The sequence below is a fragment of the Pelotomaculum propionicicum genome (assembly GCF_048984525.1).
In the GTDB taxonomy this organism is placed as follows: domain Bacteria; phylum Bacillota; class Desulfotomaculia; order Desulfotomaculales; family Pelotomaculaceae; genus Syntrophopropionicum; species Syntrophopropionicum propionicicum_A.
The window spans coordinates 51,367-74,790 of sequence record NZ_JBMGJC010000003.1; the positions used below are offsets into that span (position 1 = coordinate 51,367).

General features: G+C 51.5%; 22 protein-coding genes and 2 other annotated features. Of the genes, 18 read left to right on the forward strand and 4 right to left on the reverse strand.

Annotated elements, in window-relative coordinates:
* The first annotated feature begins 70 nt into the window (after positions 1–70).
* Together ACOBQJ_RS04065 and ACOBQJ_RS04070 are read left to right on the forward strand one after the other, a co-directional pair.
* Positions 71–325, forward strand: a complete 255-nt coding sequence (locus tag ACOBQJ_RS04065; RefSeq protein ID WP_421070455.1) for a hypothetical protein — start codon at positions 71–73, stop codon at positions 323–325.
* Positions 326–346: 21 nt separating this feature from the next.
* Positions 347–589, forward strand: a complete 243-nt coding sequence (locus ACOBQJ_RS04070) for a hypothetical protein (protein ID WP_421070456.1) — start codon at positions 347–349, stop codon at positions 587–589.
* An 86-nt stretch (positions 590–675) separates the two neighbouring features.
* Here the strand turns inward: ACOBQJ_RS04070 and ACOBQJ_RS04075 are convergent, their stop codons facing one another.
* Together ACOBQJ_RS04075 and ACOBQJ_RS04080 are read right to left on the reverse strand one after the other, a co-directional pair.
* A complete protein-coding gene (locus tag ACOBQJ_RS04075) occupies positions 676–1,044 on the reverse strand; it encodes a response regulator (protein WP_421070457.1) in 369 nt (122 codons plus the stop codon).
* A 505-nt stretch (positions 1,045–1,549) separates the two neighbouring features.
* Complete coding sequence (locus ACOBQJ_RS04080) at positions 1,550–1,882, reverse strand: hypothetical protein (RefSeq protein ID WP_421070458.1); 333 nt, start codon at positions 1,880–1,882, stop codon at positions 1,550–1,552.
* 228 nt (positions 1,883–2,110) lie between these two features.
* On the opposite strand from ACOBQJ_RS04080, the gene ACOBQJ_RS04085 reads away from it, so the two are divergent.
* The 10 genes from ACOBQJ_RS04085 to pheT all read left to right on the forward strand — a co-directional run bounded on the left by ACOBQJ_RS04085 (position 2,111) and on the right by pheT (position 13,257).
* Positions 2,111–3,337 carry an NAD(P)/FAD-dependent oxidoreductase gene (locus ACOBQJ_RS04085; RefSeq protein WP_421070459.1) on the forward strand — a complete coding sequence of 409 codons (1,227 nt, stop codon included), beginning with the start codon at positions 2,111–2,113 and terminating at the stop codon, positions 3,335–3,337.
* Positions 3,338–3,431: 94 nt separating this feature from the next.
* Positions 3,432–4,334, forward strand: coding sequence for a putative sporulation protein YtxC (gene ytxC / locus ACOBQJ_RS04090; RefSeq protein ID WP_421070460.1), 903 nt, complete (start codon positions 3,432–3,434; stop codon positions 4,332–4,334).
* A gap of 70 nt (positions 4,335–4,404) precedes the next feature.
* Positions 4,405–4,623, forward strand: a binding site (T-box leader).
* 245 nt (positions 4,624–4,868) lie between these two features.
* Positions 4,869–6,791 carry a threonine--tRNA ligase gene (gene thrS, locus ACOBQJ_RS04095; RefSeq protein WP_421070461.1) on the forward strand — a complete coding sequence of 641 codons (1,923 nt, stop codon included), beginning with the start codon at positions 4,869–4,871 and terminating at the stop codon, positions 6,789–6,791.
* A gap of 121 nt (positions 6,792–6,912) precedes the next feature.
* Positions 6,913–7,041 (forward strand) — a sequence feature (ribosomal protein L20 leader region).
* A gap of 24 nt (positions 7,042–7,065) precedes the next feature.
* Complete coding sequence (gene infC, locus ACOBQJ_RS04100) at positions 7,066–7,581, forward strand: translation initiation factor IF-3 (RefSeq protein ID WP_421070662.1); 516 nt, start codon at positions 7,066–7,068, stop codon at positions 7,579–7,581.
* Between the two features lie 18 nt (positions 7,582–7,599).
* Positions 7,600–7,791, forward strand: a complete 192-nt coding sequence (gene rpmI / locus ACOBQJ_RS04105; protein WP_421070462.1) for a 50S ribosomal protein L35 — start codon at positions 7,600–7,602, stop codon at positions 7,789–7,791.
* Positions 7,792–7,821: 30 nt separating this feature from the next.
* Positions 7,822–8,175: a 50S ribosomal protein L20 gene (gene rplT / locus ACOBQJ_RS04110; RefSeq protein ID WP_421070463.1), complete on the forward strand. Its 354-nt coding sequence runs from the start codon at positions 7,822–7,824 to the stop codon at positions 8,173–8,175.
* A 134-nt stretch (positions 8,176–8,309) separates the two neighbouring features.
* Complete coding sequence (locus tag ACOBQJ_RS04115; RefSeq protein WP_421070464.1) at positions 8,310–9,104, forward strand: TrmH family RNA methyltransferase; 795 nt, start codon at positions 8,310–8,312, stop codon at positions 9,102–9,104.
* A gap of 137 nt (positions 9,105–9,241) precedes the next feature.
* The gene (locus tag ACOBQJ_RS04120; RefSeq protein ID WP_421070465.1) at positions 9,242–9,334 is read left to right on the forward strand and encodes a YqzL family protein; all 93 of its coding nucleotides are present in this window, start codon (positions 9,242–9,244) and stop codon (positions 9,332–9,334) included.
* A gap of 393 nt (positions 9,335–9,727) precedes the next feature.
* The gene (gene pheS, locus ACOBQJ_RS04125) at positions 9,728–10,750 is read left to right on the forward strand and encodes a phenylalanine--tRNA ligase subunit alpha (protein ID WP_421070466.1); all 1,023 of its coding nucleotides are present in this window, start codon (positions 9,728–9,730) and stop codon (positions 10,748–10,750) included.
* An 86-nt stretch (positions 10,751–10,836) separates the two neighbouring features.
* The gene (gene pheT / locus ACOBQJ_RS04130) at positions 10,837–13,257 is read left to right on the forward strand and encodes a phenylalanine--tRNA ligase subunit beta (RefSeq protein ID WP_421070467.1); all 2,421 of its coding nucleotides are present in this window, start codon (positions 10,837–10,839) and stop codon (positions 13,255–13,257) included.
* 106 nt (positions 13,258–13,363) lie between these two features.
* Here pheT and ACOBQJ_RS04135 read toward each other — a convergent pair whose 3' ends face one another.
* A complete protein-coding gene (locus ACOBQJ_RS04135) occupies positions 13,364–14,170 on the reverse strand; it encodes a slipin family protein (protein ID WP_421070468.1) in 807 nt (268 codons plus the stop codon).
* Between the two features lie 169 nt (positions 14,171–14,339).
* Between ACOBQJ_RS04135 and ACOBQJ_RS04140 the strand changes: the two genes are divergently transcribed.
* From ACOBQJ_RS04140 to ACOBQJ_RS04165, 6 genes are all read left to right on the forward strand, one after another.
* Positions 14,340–14,615 (forward strand): cell division protein ZapA, encoded by a 276-nt coding sequence (locus tag ACOBQJ_RS04140; RefSeq protein WP_421070469.1) that lies wholly within the window; start codon positions 14,340–14,342, stop codon positions 14,613–14,615.
* 81 nt (positions 14,616–14,696) lie between these two features.
* A complete protein-coding gene (polX, locus tag ACOBQJ_RS04145) occupies positions 14,697–16,391 on the forward strand; it encodes a DNA polymerase/3'-5' exonuclease PolX (RefSeq protein ID WP_421070470.1) in 1,695 nt (564 codons plus the stop codon).
* A 16-nt stretch (positions 16,392–16,407) separates the two neighbouring features.
* Positions 16,408–17,046 (forward strand): DNA-3-methyladenine glycosylase, encoded by a 639-nt coding sequence (locus ACOBQJ_RS04150; protein WP_421070471.1) that lies wholly within the window; start codon positions 16,408–16,410, stop codon positions 17,044–17,046.
* Positions 17,047–17,084: 38 nt separating this feature from the next.
* Positions 17,085–18,041 carry an NGG1p interacting factor NIF3 gene (locus tag ACOBQJ_RS04155; protein ID WP_421070472.1) on the forward strand — a complete coding sequence of 319 codons (957 nt, stop codon included), beginning with the start codon at positions 17,085–17,087 and terminating at the stop codon, positions 18,039–18,041.
* Positions 18,042–18,047: 6 nt separating this feature from the next.
* Complete coding sequence (locus ACOBQJ_RS04160; protein ID WP_421070473.1) at positions 18,048–20,573, forward strand: DUF3656 domain-containing U32 family peptidase; 2,526 nt, start codon at positions 18,048–18,050, stop codon at positions 20,571–20,573.
* A gap of 53 nt (positions 20,574–20,626) precedes the next feature.
* Positions 20,627–22,987: an endonuclease MutS2 gene (locus tag ACOBQJ_RS04165; protein WP_421070474.1), complete on the forward strand. Its 2,361-nt coding sequence runs from the start codon at positions 20,627–20,629 to the stop codon at positions 22,985–22,987.
* A gap of 38 nt (positions 22,988–23,025) precedes the next feature.
* Here ACOBQJ_RS04165 and ACOBQJ_RS04170 read toward each other — a convergent pair whose 3' ends face one another.
* Positions 23,026–23,337, reverse strand: coding sequence for a carbohydrate-binding protein (locus ACOBQJ_RS04170; RefSeq protein WP_421070475.1), 312 nt, complete (start codon positions 23,335–23,337; stop codon positions 23,026–23,028).
* Positions 23,338–23,424 lie beyond the last annotated feature (87 nt).

Genomic DNA, 23,424 nt, shown 5'->3' on the forward strand with positions numbered 1-23,424 from the left:
CTCCGGGACTAATTATAAGCCTCCTGAGGGTTTTTGATTTATAGATTTTTAATAAAATCGGAGGTTAAAAATGGATCAGACAGAACTTGAACAAATCAATAAAACCATACCATACGTGGAAGGGAAAATTTATTGGAAAGACAACCATGATTGGACATCAGATTTATGGGAACGTATGTCTGAAATGGGATGGGTGGCAGTCCAGTCAGAAGAAAATCCGGATATAATTATTGTTAAGGATGGAAGCGGCAATATTGCATTTAAGGCTACTGACAGAATAACCATGTTAAGGCAATTGGTTAATAACGTTTTGGTAGGCTTTTAGTTTATTACAGGAGGCTTTAAAATGGATCAGGCTAAAATTGATGAAATCAACAAAACCATACCCTACATGGATGGTAAGATTTATTGGAATGACAATGAATGGACATCCAGGCTGTGGGAAGAGATGAAAAGCAGCGGCTGGAAAGAAGTAAAACCGGAAGAAGATTCGGAAATGGTTGTTGTTCAGGATGAAAAGGGCAGAAATATTTATGCGGCCGAAGGCAGGATAAATATGCTGAGACAACTGGTTAATATTTTGATATAACAAGACCCGAAAATGCTGAGAATCAATTAAAATGTCGTTGGGTTAAGATCGTGCCTCAGAATTAAACCCTCCGGGAATCCGGAGGGTTATTTTCGTTCAAGGGCCTTTTCAACTGCCTCGAGCAGGCGCTCTCTGGAAAAGGGCTTGGTTACAAAATCCAGGGCGCCGGCCTGCAATGATTTTTTTATGGAATCATTGTTATTCATAAAGCTGACAATAATTACCCTGGCGTCCTTATCAATGGTTAATATCCGCTCCAGGGCATCAATGCCGCTCATTTCGTGCATTATGATGTCCATCGTTACCAGGTCCGGTTTTAAACGCGTGTATTCATCAACGGACGCGCCCCCGCTTTCGAATTCGCCAATAACTTCGTAACCTTCGCTGACGAGGATGTCTTTTATCATTTTTCTCGCAAAACTGCTGTCGTCCACGATCATAATTTTTTTGCTCATTAATAACGACCCTCATCAACCATAATAAAAAACCCAGGTGAAAAAGCCCGGGTTGGAAATCGCAAAGACATATTTACTTCCTGGTAACCCGGCTGTCTACGTTTATGCATTGTCCGCTGCTTTTATGTCCCCAGTTTTACTATGTTTGCAACTATCAGTATATTATAATCTGAAATATATATGAATCACTTTAAATAGTAAAGGGCTGTTTGTACTATTTTGACCCGTGACGATAGTCCCGATTGTTTTTTAGGACCGCGCTTTAAAGACAACTTTTTATGATATTCAGCCTGTAATAATAATAGTTATAAAGGACAGGATAAAAAGGACAAGTAATTGGAATAGGGTTTTTAAACCTATTTTCATAAATTGCGGCCTCCCTGGGCGCCGGTTTTGGATATATTCCCAATAGAGTCCGTTTTGTCAAAACCCGGCTGACATTTTATTATAATATGTTGCACAATGGTTTTTGTGCCATAAAAAAAGCCCTAAAAAAGGGCTTTTATCAGCAGGACATCGTATAATCATAATTGCCTTCCCATTTTACAGTTCCCAGGTTATTTACCAGACCACGCTCCTTCATTTTTGTCCAGAACGGAAGGGCCCCTTCATTGATTTCGTTGACGGATATGATCTTAAATAACGGGCGGACGAGTTTTAAGGCGCTTTCACCCAAACCGATTCTCTTGGTATTAAAACCAATGGTCAACACTCGTAAATCAAAATAGTCTTCCTGTTTGAAGCCGATAATCCTAACCCCGTTATCAAATCTGTATACTGTAGCGACCCTTTTTCCATAAATATATTTATTTTCATTCATATCACCCAGGCGTTCCATATGGGCAACCCCTTAATTTTAAATTGCAAAATCAAAGAGAAATGACATAAAATTTAAGGAACATACAAGGGCTGAATATTATTTTGAATTGGTAAAAAAGGTAACAATTTATAATTTACTGGTTAATAAAATTATATCATAAAGTTTAAATATTCTGATAAAATTATACATTAATTTCTGAAAATTTTTTATATTAAACCAATTTATCTTTCTTATGAGGTAAGGAAAATGTATGATCTGATCGTAATTGGCGGTGGTCCCGCCGGCATGCTGGGCGCGGCCACGGCGGGAAGAAACGGCCTTAAAGTTGTTCTCCTCGAAAAAAATGACGTGCTGGGCAAAAAACTTCGTATTACCGGCAACGGCCGGTGCAATATCACTAACAGCGGCGCTGTCGATGATTTTCAAAAGAGCATCGTGAATAACGGCAAATTCATGTATAGCTCCTTTAGTTCTTTTGATAATATGCTCATGATTGCTCTTATGAGGTCGCTGGGTGTAAGACTTAAAGTGGAAAAAGACAACCGTGTCTTTCCGGCCAGCGACCGGTCAGTTGACGTGGTGGACGCGCTCCGGCGGCACCTGCGGGAAAACGGTGTGGAAATCAGGCTTAATGCTGAAGCTGAGGAAATATTAGTTAAAGACGGTTGGGTAAGCGGGGTGCTTTTAAAAAACGGCGTCAGGATAAAATGCGCAAAAGTTTTGCTGGCTACAGGCGGGGTGTCTTACAGGCAGACCGGATCGACCGGCGACGGGTACAGAATGGCAAGAAATCTCGGGCACAGCATTGTAGAGCCTCGGCCCGCGCTGGTCCCTTTAGTGTCAGGTGAGGACTGGGTAAAGGATTTACGGGGCGTAACACTTGATAATGTCAGGGTGCGGGCGTCAGCCGGCAGCCGTGCAGCAGAGCAGGATGGGGAGCTGCTGTTCACGCACTTTGGATTATCAGGGCCGGCGATTATTAATCTTAGCAGTTATCTCAGCAGAAAAACATTGTTTCCGGCAGAGATCGAAATTGACCTGTTTCCCTGTTTTTCTAAAGAACAGCTGGAAGACCGCCTGCGTGACTGTTTGAAGCAGAACAGCGGCAGGTATCTTAAAAATGCCATGGGCGTGCTGCTGCCGCAAAAAATGGTCCCTGTTATTTTCGAAAAAGCCGGATTGGACCCCCAAAAACAGGTTGATGTGGCTACCAGGGAAGATATTGCCCTCCTGGCCCGGCAAATGAAAAAACTTACCGTCGATGTAAGCGGACTTCGCCCTCTGAACGAGGCTATCATTACCAGCGGGGGAATTGACACCAAAGAGATCAATCCATCCACCCTGGAGTCAAAAATTATTAAAGGGCTTTATTTTGCCGGTGAGATAATTGACGTCGACGCGCTGACCGGAGGATACAACCTGCAGATTGCTTTTTCAACCGGGTATTTGAGCGGAGCAAGCGCAGCCTTATAAAAGGGGAAATATTTATAATATTTTGTATGGCATAGCGCCAATATTTTTTGTCTATACTGAAGAAGAAGTTATTCAATATTAAGGAGGGACGGCCGTGGCCCAGACTATCTCCATTGGCTCAACGCAGCTCATTGATTTGCTCAAGGCCAAACTGGGCCGTGAACTAAAGCTTTTCAACGAAGACGGTTTCAAGGTGGACCTGGAGGAAAGTCCCGCCGGAAAATTTACATTTCTGGCTTTTCGTGTTTCTGACAGCGGTACGTCGGGCAGCACACTCGAGGAAGCCCAGAATATATTCAAGCATTACCTGGCCGATACCATTTCAGATATTATCTTGAACCACTGGGAAGATATTTTACTTAAAGATATCATTAAAGAAAACTATTACTACTTCGGTGAGGACGAAAAGGATTTAATATATCAATACGCCCTGCAGCATATCAACAGGGACGGGCAAAATTCCAGGGACACGCTGTACTGGCTCAGCCGCAAAAGCAGAATACTGCAGAAGCTGCTTGATTTTTTACGGTATAATAACCGCATCATTATTGAAGGTTTTATCAGGTTCAGGCTAAAAGAATATATCGGTGAGCTCAGGGAAGCGGCGGACAGGGCGGTTGATGATTTTTTAATAGACAGGGAATACAAGGAATTTGTCCAGCTCTTAAAATATTTTGTTGATATCCAGGAATCAAAGATTGAGGCTGTCCATGTGCTGATCAGGGGCGGCGGGGTTTTCAAGCTTTTTGACGGCAGTATGCAGCCGGTCAGGAGCGATTATTTGGAGGGTTATATTATCGACCTTGCTGATAACGAAATAAACTATGAAGACCTGTTAATCAGCGCCCTGATTACAATTGCTCCAAAAGAAATCACCCTCCACTATAAGAACAAAAACAGCATGAGCGCGACGCTGGATACGATAAAAAATGTGTTTGCGGGACGGATTAAAGAATGCCAGGGCTGCAGGCTGTGTGCTTCGGCCCGCAAAAATTAGAATAAGTCAATAAGGATGTTTGTTGACAAAAGGGTGTTGTGTTAATATAATTACACCTGACAGTATATTACAACAGGCGATGATAAGGACGAGTAAGTACCAATCCAGCCTAAAGAGAGAAGGCGTCCTGGCTGAAAACGCCTTCAGGTGATGAGGGTTCTGAAAACCGCCTTGGAGCCGCGCGGCTGAAATTATTGTGTAGGCCGCGCCGGAGGCAGACGTTAACTGCCGTGAGCGGGAAAGGATTTCTTTCTAAACAGGGTGGAACCGCGGGATTACCGTCCCTGACTATTACTAGTCAGGGACTTTTGATTTTTAAAGAGCAAAAAAAATTAATATTATCACAGGATTAACAAGATTTTTAAGATTAACAGGATTAATTTATTTTTACAGTCTTTTAAAATACTCATGTTTTTACTTAAAGATTAGATCTACAATAATATCTTGAAATTTTTAATCTTTATCTTGTTAATCTTTTTAATCCTGTAAATCTTGTGAAAATTTTTTTGAATAAACCATAAAGGGGTGTTTGTAATGGGTGAAATCAGTGCAATTAAGGTGACTCTGCCGGACGGTAACGCCAGGGAGTACCAGGCGGGTACAACCCTGATGGATATAGCTAAAGATATCAGCCCCCGTTTGGCCAGGGAGGCACTGGCGGCAAAAGTCGACGGCCGGTTAACGGATATCGGGCGATCCCTGGAGCGGGACGCGGCTGTTGAATTTTTGACTTTTGATGATGAAGAGGGCAGGCAGGTATACCGCCACAGCACGGCCCACGTCATGGCCCAGGCCGTGCAAAAGCTGTTTCCGGGCGTGAGGTTTGCCATTGGCCCGGCCATAGCCGACGGGTATTATTATGACTTTGACACCCGCGAGCCGTTTGTGCCGGAGGACCTTGCTAAAATAGAAAAAGAAATGGAAGCCATCATCAAGGCCGACCTGCCGTTTGAAAGGTCTGTAATTTCCAGGCCGGAAGCGCTTGGTATGTTTAAAAAATCAGACCAGGGTTACAAGGTTGAATTAATTGAAGACCTGCCGGAAGACGCCCCCCTTTCTATTTACAGACAGGGTGACTTTACCGACCTGTGCATGGGACCGCATGTGCCTTCCACCGGCCGCCTGAAATCGGTAAAGCTGATGAGCGTGGCGGGAGCGTACTGGCGCGGCAGCGAGAAAAACAAGATGCTGCAGCGAATTTACGGCACCTCCTTCCCCAAAAAATCAATGCTGGACGAGCACCTTTCCCGGATCGAGGAGGCCAAGCGCAGGGACCACAGGAAACTCGGGGCTGAACTTGACCTTTACAGCATCCAGGACGAGGGTCCGGGCTTCCCGTTTTTCCATGCCAAGGGGATGGTCCTGCGCAACGAGCTGGAGAAATACTGGCGGGAAGAGCATAAAAAGCGGGGATACCAGGAGGTCCGCACACCGGTTATTTTAAGCCGCGCGATGTGGGAGCAGTCCGGCCACTGGGACCATTACCGGGAAAACATGTATTTCACCAAAATTGACGAGGTCGATTACGCTGTAAAACCGATGAACTGCCCGGGCGGTATCATTATTTATAAAAGCAAACTGCACAGCTACCGGGAGCTGCCGATCAGGATGGCGGAGCTGGGGCTGGTCCACCGTCACGAGCTGTCCGGCGTCCTGCACGGCTTGATGCGGGTACGCTGTTTTACCCAGGACGACGCCCATATCTTTATGCTCCCCTCGCAGGTTAAGGACGAGATCATGGGGGTAATAGACTTAGAGGACGATTTCTACAAGAAGTTCGGCTTTGACTACAACCTGGAGCTCTCCACCAGGCCGGAGAAATCCATAGGTTCCGACGAGATCTGGGAGATGGCTACCAATGCCCTGAGGGACGCGCTGGAGTCAAAAGGGCTTCCATACAAGGTAAACGAGGGTGACGGCGCTTTTTACGGGCCTAAAATCGATTTCCACCTGAAAGACTCCATCGGGCGCACCTGGCAGTGCGGCACCATCCAGCTGGATTTCACGATGCCGGAGAAATTTGACCTTGTCTACGTGGGTGAGGACGGCCAGAAGCACCAGCCGGTGATGATCCACCGGGTTGTTTTCGGCAGCATTGAGAGGTTTATCGGTATTCTCACCGAACACTTCGCCGGTGCTTTCCCGGCCTGGCTGGCGCCGGTGCAGGCCCGCGTGATCCCCATTACCGACCGCCATGCCGAGTACGCCCGGAAGATAGAAAAAAGCCTTGACGAAAAGGACATCAGGGTTGAGGTCGACGCCCGGAACGAAAAGATAAACTATAAGATCCGCGAGGCGCAGGCCCAGAAGATACCCTATATGCTCGTTGTGGGCGACAAAGAAGCGGAGCAGGGGACTGTGGCTGTCCGCCACAGGTCCAGGGGCGACCTGGGCGCCATGCCGCTGGCAGAGTTTGAAAATAAGCTGCTGGAGGAAATAAGGACCAGGGCGCATTAGCAGCTATTTTTAACGACGCCCGCCGTGGTAAAACTTTATCCTGTCATTATAAGATGTTATAGCGTAATGCCTTGACTTGCCGCACCAGGTATGCTATAATTCCATTCGTCAAATAACAAATACTGTCAAGTAGAAGCCATCCGCTTCTCACCCTGCGACGCGCTTAAATCCGCTGTCTGCTGGGTATCTTCAAGTAAACTGTGAGGTTGACTTTATTACAGCGGGTGGTTGCCCGCTTTTTGTTTTTTCAATTTATTGGGGAGGTGAACCTGTTATTACAAAAGATTTCCGTATTAACGAGGAGATCAGGGCCAGGGAAGTAAGACTAATTGATAGTGAAGGCGCACAACTCGGCATCTTTACTTCAAGAGATGCCCTGCGTATTGCTGAGGAAAAACAGCTTGACCTGGTGGAAATTTCACCGGCTGCCAAACCGCCTGTCTGCAAGATAATGGATTATGGCAAATACAAGTATGAACAAAGCAAGCGCGAAAAGGAAGCCAAAAAGAAGCAAAAGATTATCAGCGTTAAGGAAGTTAAGCTGCGGCCCAGTATTGAGGACCACGATTTTGAAGTCAAAGCCAAAAATGCTGCCAGGTTTTTAAAGGACGGCGATAAAGTCAAGGCTACGATAATTTTCCGCGGGCGGGAAATTGTCCACACGCAGCTCGGCCAGAAACTGCTCAAGCGCCTGGCGGAACAAGTGAAGGATTTCTCCCTGGTGGAGAGGCAGCCCAAGCTGGAAGGTAAAAATATGATTATGATCCTATCACCGAAGCAGGACAACTAGGAAGGAGTTGCTTTAAAGTTGCCAAAGATTAAGACCCACCGCGGGGCCGCCAAGCGTTTCAAAAAAACGGCCAGCGGCGAATTTAAGGGTTCTCACGCATTTCACAGCCATATTCTCGGGAAGAAGAACGCCAAGAGGAAAAGGGGTCTCCGCAAGGCCACCATTGCCAGCGCGGCTGACGCTAATCGCCTGAAGAGGCTGTTGCCCTAGATAAACCTGTCACATAAAGGAGGAATAACTATGCCACGGGCGAAAAGCAGTGTGGTTTCCAGAAATAGACACAAAAAAATCCTGAAACTTGCAAAAGGTTACCGGGGATCCAAGAGTAAGTTGTACCGTGTGGCCAACCAGCAGGTAATGAAGTCGCTGGTTTACGCTTACCGCGACCGCAGGGTCAAAAAACGTGATTTTAGAAAGCTGTGGATTACCAGGATTAACGCGGCAGCCAGAATGAACGGGATTTCCTACAGCAGGCTGATGAATGGATTAAAGCTGGCCGGCGTGGATATCAACCGCAAACTGTTGGCCGACATGGCCGTTAACGATTTTCAGGCATTTGGCCGCTTGGTCCAGGTGGCCAAAGATAAGCTTTAAAGGTCAGGGGTCATTTCTTTAACTTATAAATAGTGAAATTTCCCTTATAGTATAAGTTGATAAGTTAAGGGCCTGACCCCTTGAGGCATGGTGTGCAACCATGCTTTTTAATTATTTGAGGGGCGGGAGTTACCTTGGTCAGCATACACAATCCCCGGATCAAATATGTTCGCCGCCTGGCAAACCACCGTTTCAGAGACAAAGAAAAAAAGTTCCTGGTCGAAGGCATACGCTTTGTGGAAGAAATTCTTGATTCCGAGTGGCCGGTGGAAATGGTGGTATACAATAAAAAGATCATGGAGAATTCGCGGGCAAAGAATATTATTGCGACAGCGTCCGCCAGGAAAGCATATTTGTACGAGGTGGAGGACGGCGTATTCGGAGAGCTGGCGGAAACCAGCACGCCGCAGGGAATAATAGCAGTGGCGCCCCAGCGCTGGAACTCTCCGGAAGATTTAAAGATAGATGAGCCGGCCCTGCTGGTGCTGGTTGACGGTGTGCAGGACCCGGGCAACCTAGGCGCCATAGTGCGGTCCGCGGACGCGGCCGGCGCGGGGGGAGTCGTCCTCTTAAAAGGGACGGCCGATATCTATAATCCCAAAGCCCTGCGGGCGACCATGGGTTCAATTTTTCACCTGCCGGTAATACAAGGCCCCGCTGCGGATGAAGTTATTCCATACCTCTCACGCCGGGGCATAAAAATTGTAGCCGGCGATCCCCGGGCGAGCAAGGCTTTATTTGAAATTGACTTTAAAGTTTCCTGCGCCATCGCCGTCGGCGGCGAGGCCGGAGGAATCGGCGGCTTGATTAAAGAAAGTGTGGACGAACTGGCGCGCATACCGATGCCCGGCCAGGCTGAATCTTTAAATGTGGCAATTTCTGCCGGCATAATGCTTTACGAAGCTCTGAGACAGCGCGGCGCGGGTTGATTGTCAGCACTTTAACCATTTTAACACGCAAAGGGCTCGTTACTATTTTTCTGTAAACTTCCTTGTCATCAAAATTTGCTTGTGATATAATCAAAACCGAAAAGGCTCCCAAAAAATTGAGGAAAGGCTGTGGTTAAATGGCATTAACCGCCGAATTTTTTTGGAGGCTGTTTGAGGCGACGGGATCGGTAAGAGCCTATATATTATATAGGAGGCTGGCGGTGCACTAGGTCTGATTGTTTTTTGCGTAAAGTTTCTAGTTTAAGTATTGAAGAGATCAAAATTTAATAGATAATACTTAATAGCGATGAAGGGGAAGAGTAGACGGCCGGCGTTTCTCAGGGAAGGAGGACCGTTTGACTGAAAGCCCTCCTGGAATCAGGACCTTCGAAGTTCACCCCGGAGCTGCAGCTGAACGTGATAACCAGTAGGTGTCGCCGGATCTTCTCCCGTTATCAGGAAGGTGGTTTGTGGGTTTTGTTGGGCCCGTATTATGTAGTGGTTTATGCTTAAGTAAGTATAAACTAGAGGGTGGTACCGCGGAAGTATATTAATCCGTCCCTGTAGAGGGGACGGTTTTTTATTGTTTTTTCATTCTTAATTACATACCGGGAGGTTACTAGATGAAAGACAGGCTGCAAAAATTGGGTGAACAGGCGCGCAGGGAGATGGCCGGGGCCAAAAGCCTTGATGAGCTGAACGAAATCAGGGTCAGGTTCCTGGGCAAGAAGGGAGAACTTACCCAGATATTAAGGGGCATGGGCGGCCTGAGCGCTGAGGAGAGGCCGCAAGTCGGCCAGGTGGCGAACGAGGTAAGGGCTGCCATAGAAGAGGAACTGTCTGCCAGGACGGCATCTCTGAAGGAACTGGTCAAAGAACAGAAATTACGCAGTGAAGGAATAGATGTAACACTGCCCGGCACACCGAGGCAGCTGGGCGGCATCCACCCCTTGAGCGCTGTGCTGGAAGAGATCCAGGACATTTTCCTCGGCCTCGGATACAGCATTGCCGAGGGGCCTGAAATCGAAACTGATTACTACAACTTTGAAGCGCTTAACCTGCCTAAAGACCACCCGGCACGGGATATGCAGGACACTTTTTTCATCAGCGGCGAAATCCTGCTGAGGACGCAGACCTCTCCGGTCCAGGTGCGCACCATGGAAAAAACCGCTCCGGAGCTGCCGGTCAAGATCATCGCTCCGGGTAAAGTATACAGGCGTGACGACGACGCCACCCACTCGCCGATGTTCAACCAGGTGGAGGGGCTGGCCGTCGACCGCCGGATTACTTTCAGCGACTTGAAAGGCACCCTGGCCCTATTTGCCAGGGAGATGTTCGGGGAGAAAACCAAAACCCGCTTCCGCCCCAGCTATTTCCCGTTTACGGAGCCCAGCGCGGAGGTGGACGTTTCCTGTGTGATGTGCGGCGGCAGGGGATGCAGGGTGTGCTCGCATACCGGCTGGCTGGAAATTCTCGGTTCCGGCATGGTGCACCCGCGGGTGCTCGAGGTCTCGGGTTACAACTCCGAGGAGGTAACGGGCTTTGCTTTCGGCATGGGGATCGAGCGGATCGCCATGTTGAAGTACGGCATCGACGACATGCGCCTGTTGTTTGAAAACGACCTGCGCTTCTTGCGGCAGTTTTAAAACAAAGATTAAAACTTGTTAATCCTGTGAAAATAAATCTTTTAATTCTGTGAAATTTCATTCTATCAATCGGGAGGTTTCATAAAGTGAAGGTTTCTTATAAATGGCTGCAGGAGTTTGTTGATATAAACATATCACCCCGGGAACTGGCCGACCGGCTTACACTTGCCGGTATCACCGTGGAGGGAGTCACGGAGACAGGCGAAGGTGTGGAAAAAGTTATCACCGGCCGGATCGAGTCTATTGCCCGGCACCCCAACGCTGACAAGCTGGTGGTTACATCTGTAAATGTGGGGACGGAAAAGCTGCAGATCATTACCGCGGCTACCAATGTCAGTGAAGGAGACGTTATTCCGGTGGCCGTGGAGGGGGCGAAGCTGGCCAGTGGCCTGGTAATCAAGCGGGCCAAGCTCAGGGGAGTGGAATCACGCGGTATGATGTGTTCCGGCAAGGAGCTCGGGATCGACCCCAAAACCATGTCCCCGGAACAGGCGAACGGTATTATGATCCTCCCGCCCGGCACTCAGATCGGAAAAGACGCCAAAGAAATACTGGGGCTGGACGACTATATTTTAGAGCTTGACCTCACCCCAAACCGGGGCGACTGCCTGTCTGTAATCGGCGTGGCGCGGGAGACAGCCGCCCTGCTGGGAAAACCGTTCCGGCCGCCGCAGCCGGCTGTAAAGGAGTTGGATGAAAAAATTGAGGGGCAGGTCGGGGTGGATATCCTGGACACGGACCTTTGCCGCCGCTTCGTGGGCAGGCTGATTAAGAACGTCAGGGTCGGCAGTTCACCTATGTGGATGCAGCAGCGGCTGCGGGCCGCGGGGATGAGGCCGGTCAACAATATCGTGGACGTGACAAACTACGTCATGCTGGAGCTGGGGCAGCCCATGCATGCATTTGACTATAACCTATTAAAAGACGGCCATATTATCGTGCGCAGGATCAGGGAAGGAGAAAAGATTATTACCCTGGACGGCGCGGAGCGCGCTCTGAACCCGGGCATGCTTGCCATCACCGATCCGTCAGGACCTGTGGCCGTAGCCGGCGTCATGGGCGGGCTGGCCACGGAAGTAACGGAAAATACAGTGTCTATCCTGCTTGAGTCGGCATTTTTCAACCCGGTCAGCATACGCCGGACATCGAAGGCACTGGGGCTGCGCTCGGAGGCTTCCCTGCGATTTGAAAAGGGCATTGACATCGGGGGTTGCGCCAGGGCGGCTGACCGGGCGGCACAGCTGATAGCGGAGATGGGATGCGGTGATGCTGTAGCCGGGAGGATTGACAGGCTGCCGGAATCTATAACCGACCGGGCGATCCGGTTCAGGCCATCCCGCGCCTCGTACGTGCTCGGGGTGGACATATCTACAGAAACGGCCCGCGATATACTAACCAGCCTTCAGTTCTCGGTCCAGGATGCTGACGGGGACCTGCTGGTAACCGTGCCTACCCACCGGGTTGACGTAAGCCTGGAGGTCGACCTGATTGAGGAAGTCGCAAGGATGTATGGCTACAACAAGGCGCCGGACACGCTTCCTTTCGGCAAGTCAACCAGAGGGATAAAAACTAAAGAGCAGGCTGTAGCCGCCCGTGTCCGCAGGCTGATGGCCGGGGCCGGGCTGTACGAGGTGATGACATACAGTTTTGTCCACCCGAGGGTTTTCGATTTAATGAACCTGCCGGCTGACAGTCCTTTCAGAAACACGTTGAACATACAGAATCCCCTGAGCGAGGAACATTCGGTCATGCGGACAATGCTCCTTCCGTGCCTGATGGAGGTGCTGGTCAGGAACTACAACCGCCGGGTGCAAAACGGAGCCGTCTTCGAAATCGGCCGCGTATTTACGTCCAGGGGCCTGGACACCCAGCCCGAGGAGAGGACCGTCCTTTCCGCGGCGGCCATGGGCAGCGCTCCCGGCGGCTGGAACCTGGCGCCCGTGGAACTCGGCTATTACTACCTGAAAGGTGTGCTGGAAGAGCTTTTCAGCGCCCTGAGGACATCACCGGTCACGTTCCGGCCGGAGACCGCCGATCCCAGCTACCACCCCGGCAGGGCCGCGGTTTTGGAGTCGGACGGGGTCAGGCTGGGGATCCTTGGTGAACTCCACCCGGATGTGCTGGATAACTATGAGCTGCCGGTAAAGGTAACGGCTTTTGAACTGGACCTCGACGCTGTTCTGGCCCTGTCCGGCAGGCCGGCCGCTTTTAAATCCCTGCCAAAATACCCCGGCATTGAAAGAGACATGGCTGTCCTGGTTAAGAAAGATATCCTAGCCGCCAGTATTTTTGCAGCGATCAGGGAGGCGGGGGGCAATCTGCTCAGCGAGGTTTCACTGTTTGATATTTACTTTGGGGAACAGGTCCCCGCCGGTATGCAGAGCATGGCTTTTTCTTTGAAATTCCAGGCCGCTGACCGCACCCTGACAGACGCGGAGGTGGGGGAAAGGACCGACGCCATCGCCAGGGTTCTGGCCGGGAGGTTCGGGGCGGAACTGCGGGGCTGATAGGATTAGCTGCCATTAAATATGATTAATAAAGGCTCCACCCCGTACTGCCGTGTTGTTAGCCAGTCCGGGGCCGGAGCCTTCTGTATTGTAACTGTGTAATGATTTACTTTTCTTTGTCCTGGTTGGCCTGGTTTTGTGTTATTTCAAGCGTTTTGGCCTTGAAAAACTCCATTATTTCCATGGGCATCGGGAAAATGATGGTGCTGTTTTTTTCCACCGATATTTCGGTTAATGTCTGCAGCATGCGCAGCATCAGCCCTGAAGAGTTCTGGCTGATCACTGAGGCGGCTTCCAGGATTTTCTGCGAAGCCTGGTATTCCCCTTCCGCGGAAATAACTTTGGCCCGCCGTTCGCGCTCCGCCTCGGCCTGTTTGGCCATGGCCCGTTTCATCCCTTCCGGCAGGTCAACCGACTTGATTTCAACCGATACCACCCTGACCCCCCACGATTCTGTTGATTTGTCCAATTCGTCCTTGAGTACTTTGCTTAATTTTTCTCTTTCGGACAGCATGTCGTCCAGTTCATGTGAGCCCAGCACAGACCTCAGGAGGGTCTGCGCCAGGAGTGTGGTCGCCTGGCGGAAGTTCTCGACGTTCAAAACAGCCAGCTCGGGATTGCTGACCTGAAAATAAACCACAGCGTTGATGGAGACGGGCACGTTGTCCTTTGTTATGATATCCTGGCCTGAAACATCGATGGTGGCCACCCTCAGGTCGACGTACATGGTGCGGTCAATGCCGTAAGGCCAGATAAATCTTAAACCCGGCTCAAGCACAGTGACGAAACGCCCGAAACGCAGCAGTACGGCCCGCTGGTACTGGTTAACGATCCTGACCGACGTGGGCAGCGCGGATACTATAATAATCAGCACAATTAATGTTAATCCCAGAGAGTTAAATAAATCAAACAAAATGATCACCTCTCTTTGATTTGTTGGGTTTCATTTCTGTGGAGCGGACTTAATATCCTGCAAAAAAAATGCAGTATATTGAAATGACAGAAATTTTTGCATGCCGGCGCAGGAAAAAAGAAGAAAGATGACGAAATAAAATAAAATTTTTAAAACCTGGAGGTTTCTTATGAATGAAGAAGTAACCCGGGTGGACGTGGAAATTTACGGTGAATATTACACTTTAAAGGGCAGCAGCACCCCGGAGGAGATGATTGCCCTCGCCCAGTACGTCAACCGTAAAATGCAACAGCTGTCGGGCCGGAACACCAGGCTGACAAAAGCCCAGACGGCTGTTCTGGCTGCACTGAATATAGCGGATGAGTTAAAGAAGCTTCAGGAAGAACATGATAACATGGTAAGGATGTTGGAGCCTGAAAGCAAGAATGATGCTGAGAACTCATGAATAAGAATTCATGAGTTTTTTTATGAACTATTCCTTGTTTTTTGGGGAATATTATTACTGGGAATGGGGCTGTCAACGTGTATGAGAAATGAGGAAGTGGCCTGGATTTTCTATGAGCTGGCCGACTTGCTGGAGTTTAAAGGCGAAGATTTTTTTAAGATCCGCGCTTATAGAAATGCAGCCAGGATCTTGGCCGGGCTGGAAGAGCCTCTCGAAGAGATCAGGTCAAGAAGGGGACTTTCCAAGATTCCCGGGATTGGGAAAAACATAGCGGCAAAAATAGATGAGGTGCTTGCTACCGGACGCCTGCAGAAGCTGGAAGGATTACTGAAGGAAATCCCCCCCGGTATCCTGGAGGTAATGTCCCTGCCCGGCATCGGTCCGAAACGGGCTGCCATGTTTAAGGAAAGGCTCGGCATCACCAGCCTGGGAGAGCTGGCCGGGGCCGCCAGGGAAGGCCGGGTACGGGGCTTGCCGGGGATAGGGGGCAAAAGCGAAAAGGATATTATAAGGTATATAGAAATGCTCCAAGACCGCGGCAGCCGTGTACTGCTGGCTACCGCCAATGTCCTGGCGGGGGAGCTGAAAAGCTACCTGCTGACGCTGTCCGGTGTGGTTAATGTCGAAGCTGGCGGCAGCGTGCGGCGCTGGCGTGAGACTGTTGGTGACCTCGACCTTGTCGCGGCGGCGGCTGATCCCGGGCAGGTAATCGACGCGGTGGTAAAACACCCGCGGGTCAGCGAAGTTTTGGAAAGGGACGGCAACCGTTTAAGCCTGCTCACTAAATGGGGTATCAAGGTGGACCTGGAGGTGGTTCCGGAGGAACAATTCGCACTGACCTTGTTCTACAGCACGGGAAGCCGGGCGCATCTCAGCAGGCTGGAGGCTTTTCTCGCCAGCCGGGGCATCACAATCAAAACCGCGGACATCAGCGGTTTTCATGATGAACATGAGATATATAGCGCGCTAGGCCTGCCTTATATTCCGGCCGAACTGAGGGAGGACCGGGGTGAGGTTGAGGCGGCCTTGCAGAACAGGCTGCCCCGCCTGGCAGAGCTTGAGGATATCAGGGGGGACCTGCACGTCCACACGGTCTGGAGCGACGGCCTGTGCACTATTGAGCAGGCGGTAAAAAGGGCCAGGGAGAAGGGCTACGGTTACATCGCGGTAACAGATCACTCCCAGTCCCTGAAAATCGCCAGGGGCCTCTCCCTGGACAAACTTAAAGAACAGCACAGGGAAATACGGTCCCTGAACGAGAAGACCGGCGACTTCACAGTATTAACCGGAATTGAGGCCGATATTCTGCCAAAGGGCGGCGTTGACTGCCCGGATGAAATTTTAAAAGATGTCGACCTGGTGATCGCCTCGGTCCACAGCGCTTTTAAACAGGACCGGGAAACGATGACAGCGCGGATCATATCGGCTGTTGAAAACAAAAACGTGGACATCATCGGCCACCTGACCGGGCGCCTGCTAAGCGGCAGGGAGGGATACGCCCTGGATCTGGAGAGGGTGTTGGAGGCGTCTGCCAGTTGTGGTACTATATTAGAGATAAACTCATCGCCGGACCGCCTCGACTTAAGCGACCTGAACGCCCGCAGGGCAAAGGAAAAAGGGATCAAAATGGCAATCAACACCGACGCCCACGACCTCAAGAGGATGGATGAAATGTGCTACGGCGTGGCGGTTGCGCGGCGGGCCTGGCTGGAGCCCGGTGACATAGTCAATACCATGCCGGCGGGAAAACTGGTTAAATTCCTGCGCAAAAGATAAAGAAGTGGTTTGAAATATGACGGAGAAAATTTATTCAGTGAAGAAACTCGCCCGCGGGGAGAAGGTCCTTCCCCGTTCTTTTTACGCCAGGGATACCGTCACTGTGGCCCGGGAGCTGCTGGGGAATATTATTGTAAATTATACGCCAGAAGGAATCATCGCCGGCAGGATTGTGGAAACAGAAGCTTACATACAAGGGGATCCGGCCTGTCACGCCTCGCGCGGCATGACCCCGCGCAACAGGATTATGTTTGGCCCTCCGGGCCATGCTTATGTCTATTTTATATACGGCATGTATTACTGTTTTAACGCTGTCACCGCCCCGGAAGGAGTTGGCGAAGCGGTCCTGATCAGGGCGCTTGAGCCGTTGGAGGGGCTGCATATGATGCGTGCCAACCGGAGGCGGGAAAGGCTGGCTGATCTATGCAGTGGGCCCGCCAAGCTGGTGCAGGCCATGGGCATAACCCGCGGCCATAACGGGGCGGATTTAACTCTTAAGCCTCTGGTGATCCTCAGGGGTGCGGACCCCAAGGAGAGTATTGTAATTACAACGAGGATTGGCATCAACGAGGTGGAAAAACTGCCGCTGCGTTTTTACCTGGAAGGCAATATGTACGTTTCTAGAACAAACGTGTCAAGGGGACGGTTCTCTTGACACGGTTTTATAACCGTTCACAGAGAGGAGAGATCTGTATGAAAATAGGTGAAATTTACAGGCTTGCCATTGAAAAAGGGATGGGCAAGGACCCCCGCACTAAGGCCGCGGTAGAAAAGCTTTTGGAGAAAGAAAACAAGCAGTATGCAGAAATGAAAGACGATGAAAAAAAGGAATACGACCGGGATAAGCTGTTCAACCCTTACGGTGACTCCAGGCTGCTTTATGGCGACCCCGAGCGCGAAGTTGCAAGAGTGCTGGCTGGGGTTGACATGGAGACCGGAGAAGTTTTGCTGGCCGACCGAATTTCCGGGCGGGGCCAAAAAATAGACCTGATTATCGCCCACCACCCTGAGGGCAAGGCCATGTCAGCTCTTTACCAGGTGATGCGGCTGCAGGAGGACGTGCTGTCCAAATTCGGTGTGCCGATCAACGTCGCGGAGGGTATCATGGCCTCCCGGATCAATGAGGTCAAGTTGGGGCTGATGCCGCTGAACCACAACCGCGCGGTCGACGCTGCCAGGCTGCTGGACATACCTATTATGTGCGTGCACACTCCTGCCGACAACCTGGTCAACGACTATGTCCAGAGTATGATGGACGAAAAACAACCGGAGACTTTAAACGACGTGGTGAAGCTGTTAAAAGGAATTCCCGAATACGCTGAAGCTGTAAACTATAACGCCGGCCCAGCCATTGTTATCGGGAACAAGGAAAAGCGGGCCGGCAGGGTTATGGTCGATATGACCGGAGGGACCAGCGGTTCTGAGGACGCCTACGCCAAATTGTCGGCGGCCGGTGTGGGCACGCTGATAGTGATGCATATCGGGGAGAAGCACCGCAAGGAAGCGGAAAAAAACCATGTCAATGTAATCATCGCCGGGCATATGGCCAGCGACTCGCTGGGTTTAAACCTGTTCCTCGATGAGATAGTACGCCGGGGGGTCGAGGTCATTCCCTGCGCCGGCCTTTTGAGGTATGAGCGGAAGGAGTAGCTTTTAATGTCCCGCAAACCGGAATTGCTGGCGCCGGCCGGCAGCTGGGAGTCACTGGTGGCGGCTGTTGAAAACGGGGCGGACGCCGTTTACCTGGGCGGTAAAAGTTTTAACGCCAGGCAGTCAGCCGGGAACTTTGACGACCGTGAAATCGAACGGGCGGTTGAGTATGCTCACGTCAGAGGGGCCAAGATCTATACAACCGTCAATATTCTAATGGACGACCGGGAACTGCCGGAGGCGCTGAAATTTCTTCATTTTCTGCAGCGCAGCGGCGCAGACGGAGCAATTATCCAGGACCTGGGCCTATTAAGGCTGGCCGGGAAAGCAATCCCAGAGCTGCCTCTGCACGCCAGCACCCAGATGACCGTGCACAACCTGCCCTCAACCCTCGTGCTGAAAGAAGCGGGAGTGAAGAGAGTTGTGCTGGCCAGGGAACTCTCACTGGAGGCGGCACAGGAGATCGTCAGGGAGTCGGGAGTTGAAATAGAAGTATTTATTCACGGCGCCCTTTGTGTTTGTTATTCAGGCCAGTGCCTCATGTCGAGCATGATCGGCGGGAGGAGCGGGAACAGAGGCCGCTGTGCCCAGCCCTGCCGCCTGCCGTACGTTATGGTGGACCGGCATGGCCGGGCCCTGGCTGATCCGGCGGCTGCCGGCAGTTACCTTTTAAGCCCGCGAGACCTGAACATGAGCAAACACCTGCCTGACCTGGTCCGCTCAGGCATAACGTCTTTAAAAATTGAAGGGCGGATGAAAAGGCCGGAATATGTGGCCACAGTGGTAAGGATTTACCGCGGCCTGCTGGACAGGGCCGCCGCGGGCGGTGACTTTAACGTAACGCCGGAAGAGGCGAGGGACCTCGCCCAGATATTTAACCGGGATTTTACAACCGGTTACTTTTACGGGAGGCCCGGTCCGGACCTGATGAGCTATAAGCGCCCCAACAACCGGGGCCTTTTCCTGGGCCGGGTCAAAGGTTTTAACAAAACACTGCGCCTGGCGGAAATATCTCTGGAAGAACCGCTGCGGGCGGGAGACGGCATTGAGGTCTGGGTTACCGAGGGCGGCCGGACGGCCGGGGAAGTAAACCGTATTTTCGTGGGCGGACGGCCTGTAGACCGCGCGCCTGCCGGAGCTGTCGTGCAGCTTGATATTCCAGGGCGGGTTTTCAAGGGGGACCGGGTCTTTAAAACACACGACGCCGACCTTGTGGAAAAGTCCAGGGCCAGCTTTGCCTCTCCCAGGGAGCAAAAGAAGATACCTCTTGTCATCAAAGTATCCGCCAGGCTGGAAGAGCCTCTTAAGATAGAAGTTGAGGACAGCCTCGGCAATACCGGGGAAGCAGTTACGGCCAGCCCCGCAGTGGCGGCGCTGAACCGGCCGCTGACATATGAATACCTTTGGAAACAGCTTTCCCGCCTGGGAAACACGCCTTTTGAAATGTCAGAGCTGAAGCTGGATCTGACAGGTGAATTAATGGTGCCGGTCAGCGATATTAACGAGGCCAGAAGGACAGCCCTGTCCCGTGTTGAGAAAAAAAGGGCGGCCGCGATCGGGCACAAACCCGTAACGGAAGAGGTTTTCCGCCGCCGCCTGGCGGCAGCTGCCGGGACTGCCGCGGCGACCGGTGTTAAGAGAAGACCGCTGCTGTCCGTGACTGTCAATGACCTGGCTTCCCTTAAGGCTGCTGTTGATGCGGGCGCCGGGATGGTGTACTTTGGCGGAGAGCAGTTTCATTCCAGGGGCAAGTTCTCACCGGACCATATTGTAGAAGGAGGAGAAATCTGCGCTGAAGCCGGTGTAATCTTTGTCCTTTCTTCCCCCCGCATTTTACAGGACAAAGATATTGATCAATTCTTAAGCATTTTGCATAAAATGGCAGATAAACACCTGGACGGGGTCCAGGCCGGAAACCTGGGCCTGATCAGGAAGGTGCGGGATATTACGGATAAACCGCTTTATGCTGATTTTTCACTTAATGTTTTCAACCACGAAAGCGCAAAATTCTTGCAGGAGGCTGGGGTCAGCCAGGTTACCCTGTCGCCGGAGCTGACCATGGAGCAGCTCAGGGACATCGTCCCTTACCTGCCGCTGCCGGCTGAGGCAATAGTGCACGGCGCGCTGCCCCTGATGGTCTCTGAGTACTGCGCCGCGGGCAGCCTGCTGGGAGGAGGCAAGCCGGGGCGCTGCCCCGGGCCGTGCCGGGGCGCCCAATGCGGTTTAAAAGACCGGAAAGGCGTGGTATTTCCTGTTGAGCTGGACCAGTACTGCCGCATGCATGTATTTAATTCACGCGACCTTTGTCTTATTGAAGATGCCGGGACGATAGCCGTAACAGGTATTGCGGCGCTGCGCATTGAAGCCAGGCGCGAGGGACAGGGTTATGTCAGGGATGTCGTAAAGGCTTACCGCACAGTCCTGGATTTGCCCGGCTATGCCGGCAATATTATTTCTGAACTGAAAGAAGTCCTGGCGGGACACAGCCCCCAGGGATTTACCAAGGGGCATTACTACCGGGGCGTGATATGACAATAATAAATAAATAACTTAATTTTTCTGAAACTACGTGGAAGGTTTTTCTAATGGAAGAAAAGACTTTGAAAAGACTGGAATATAATAAAGTCCTGGAGCAGCTGGCCTCTTTCGCCGGGTCGCCTCTCGGCAAAGAGCGGGCTCTGGATCTCAGGCCCGTAGATGACCCCGCCGTTATTAACAGGTGGCAGGACGAGGTCAGCGAAGGCAGGATGCTCTTAAGGATGGAGCCTACCGCTGAAATGGGCGGCTGGAAAGACATCCGGAACCAGCTCCAGCGGGCAGGACGGGGAGCTGTCCTGGAGCCGGAAGAACTGATCGCGGTTGCGGATACGCTTACCGCTGGAAGGATCATGAAAAACTTTCTGGCTGAAAGACAGGAAACCTATCCTTTACTTAACGATCATGCATTTTTTATAACTCCTCTGCCGGACCTGGAAAAAAGAATTAAAAAGGCAATTTTGCCGGGCGGCGAAATCGCCGACAACGCTTCGCCGGAACTGGCCCAAACGCGCAGAAAGCTGGCAGCCGCCCAGCTCAATATAAAAAATTATATCGAAAACCTGATCCGTTCCCCAAATTACCAGAAATATTTACAAGATCCCATCGTTACGATCAGGGAAGGCCGCTATGTAGTGCCGGTTAAGATCGAGTACCGCGCCCAGGTTCCCGGCATAATCCACGACCAGTCCGCCAGCGGCGCCACAATCTTTGTCGAGCCGATGGCCGTGGTGGATAAAAATAATGAGATTAGGCGCCTGGCTGTAGCGGAAAAACAGGAGATCCAGAGGATCCTGGCCGGGCTGTCGGAAGGTGTGGCTCAGGACCTCGAGAGTATTGAAACCAGCCTGCAAACGCTCGGTGAGCTTGATTTTATCATGGCCAGGGCCAGGTACAGCCAGCACCTCGACGCCTGGGCGCCGGTCCTGGCGGACGAGGCGGTCCTGGATATCAGGCAGGGCAGGCACCCGCTGCTGAAAGGGGACGTGGTTCCGGTAAATATCCGTCTGGGCGAGGATTTTGACACGCTGGTCATAACCGGCCCTAACACCGGCGGAAAGACGGTCACCCTGAAAACTGCCGGCCTGCATGTTTTAATGGCCCAGTCCGGCCTTCATATACCTGCCGGTGAAAATTCCAGGCTGGGGATATTTCAGCGGGTTTTCACGGATATAGGCGATGAGCAGAGCATTGAACAGTCACTGAGCACTTTTTCCTCTCATATGACCAACATTGTCGAAATTGTCAGCCAGGCCGGCAGAGACAGCCTGGTGCTGCTAGACGAACTGGGGGCCGGCACCGATCCCGTTGAAGGGGCCGCCCTGGCCCAGTCAATCCTGGAAAAGCTGCACTCGGCCGGCGCCAGGACCATTGCCACCACCCATTACAGCGAGTTGAAAAATTTTGCCTATGCCCGCGAAAGGGTTGAGAACGCCAGCGTAGAGTTTGACACAGCGACCTTAAGGCCCACCTACCGCCTGTTAATTGGCAAGCCGGGCCGCAGCAACGCCTTCGAGATCGCCCTGAAGCTGGGGCTCCCGGCCGGGCTGATAAAGAGAGCCAGAAAATTTTTATCTGTGGAGCAGATCCAGTTTGAAGAGCTGATGCGCAACCTGGAAAAAGCCCAGCAGGAGGCTGAAGCCGACCGGGAGGCAGCCGCAAAACTCGCTGATGAGGCCAGGGCGATCAAGGATAAACATGAAAAACTGGCGGAGGATCTCGCCCAAAGACGTGAGGCGATCCTGTCCAAAGCAGGGGAAGAGGCGCGGTCGCTGGTGAAATCGGCAAGGATGGAGGCAGAGTTTGCTGTAAGGGAACTCAGGGAGAAAATTGCCGAAGAGTCAACGCGGGCCAGGGAGAGCGCTATCCAGGAGGCCAGGGATAAGCTGGGCCGGCTGCATCATAAAGTAAGCCGCGCCGTTCCTGAAAAGGTCTTTTCAGGGCAGGTGCCAACTGGACTGCGCGCCGGGCAGGAAGTGCTGCTGCCCAGGTTCAACCAGCGGGGTTACGTTATCGAGCCGCCGGGACCGGGGGAAGATGTGCAGGTGCAGGTCGGCATTTTAAAGATGAACGTGCCCTTAAAAGACCTGCGCACGGTTGAAAAGCCAAAAACCGGCGGTGGGCAAAGCGAAGTGGCAGGCATGATCCTCGATAAGGCGCGCGATATATCTGTGGAGCTGGACTTAAGAGGACAGTACGCCGAGGAAGCCGTGCTGCTGGTGGAAAAATATCTGGACGACGCTGATCTGGCCGGCCTGCCCCGGGTCAGCCTGATCCACGGCAAAGGCACCGGCTCGCTGAGGACGGCAGTCCACAAGCTGTTGAAAGGGCACCGCCGGGTAAAATCTTTCCGCCTGGGTGAACACGGCGAAGGAGGATACGGAGTTACCATAGTAGAGCTGGCAAAATAGTCTATAAACATAAAACCGGGCCTAAAGCCCGGTTTTTGTCAGACGTTCTTATAGGTCCAGTTATGCCCGTTATTATTATCCCAGTTGCCGGCTGAGTCGCGGAAGCAGAAGGTAAGCTGGCCGTCCTCCATGTTGAGAGTTTTCTTCCAGCCCTCGGGTGTCCGCTGCATGCGGTAATCCTCAACGATATTCCAATGCATGGGGTTCCCAAAACCGGTGTGGAGAAAAACCTGGGTAGCTCCGGAATTTTTCAAGAGGCCGCTGTAATTAATGGAAATGTCGCTGCCGTCGGGAGTCAGTGATTTCACCTGGACCCCGCGCTGGTAATCAGACCAACCATGGTGATACAAACGATACACCTCCTTGATATTAATTTGGTTCATAAATAATATTTTTAACAAAAAAATAATTACTATGAGTTTTGATAAATTAAATAT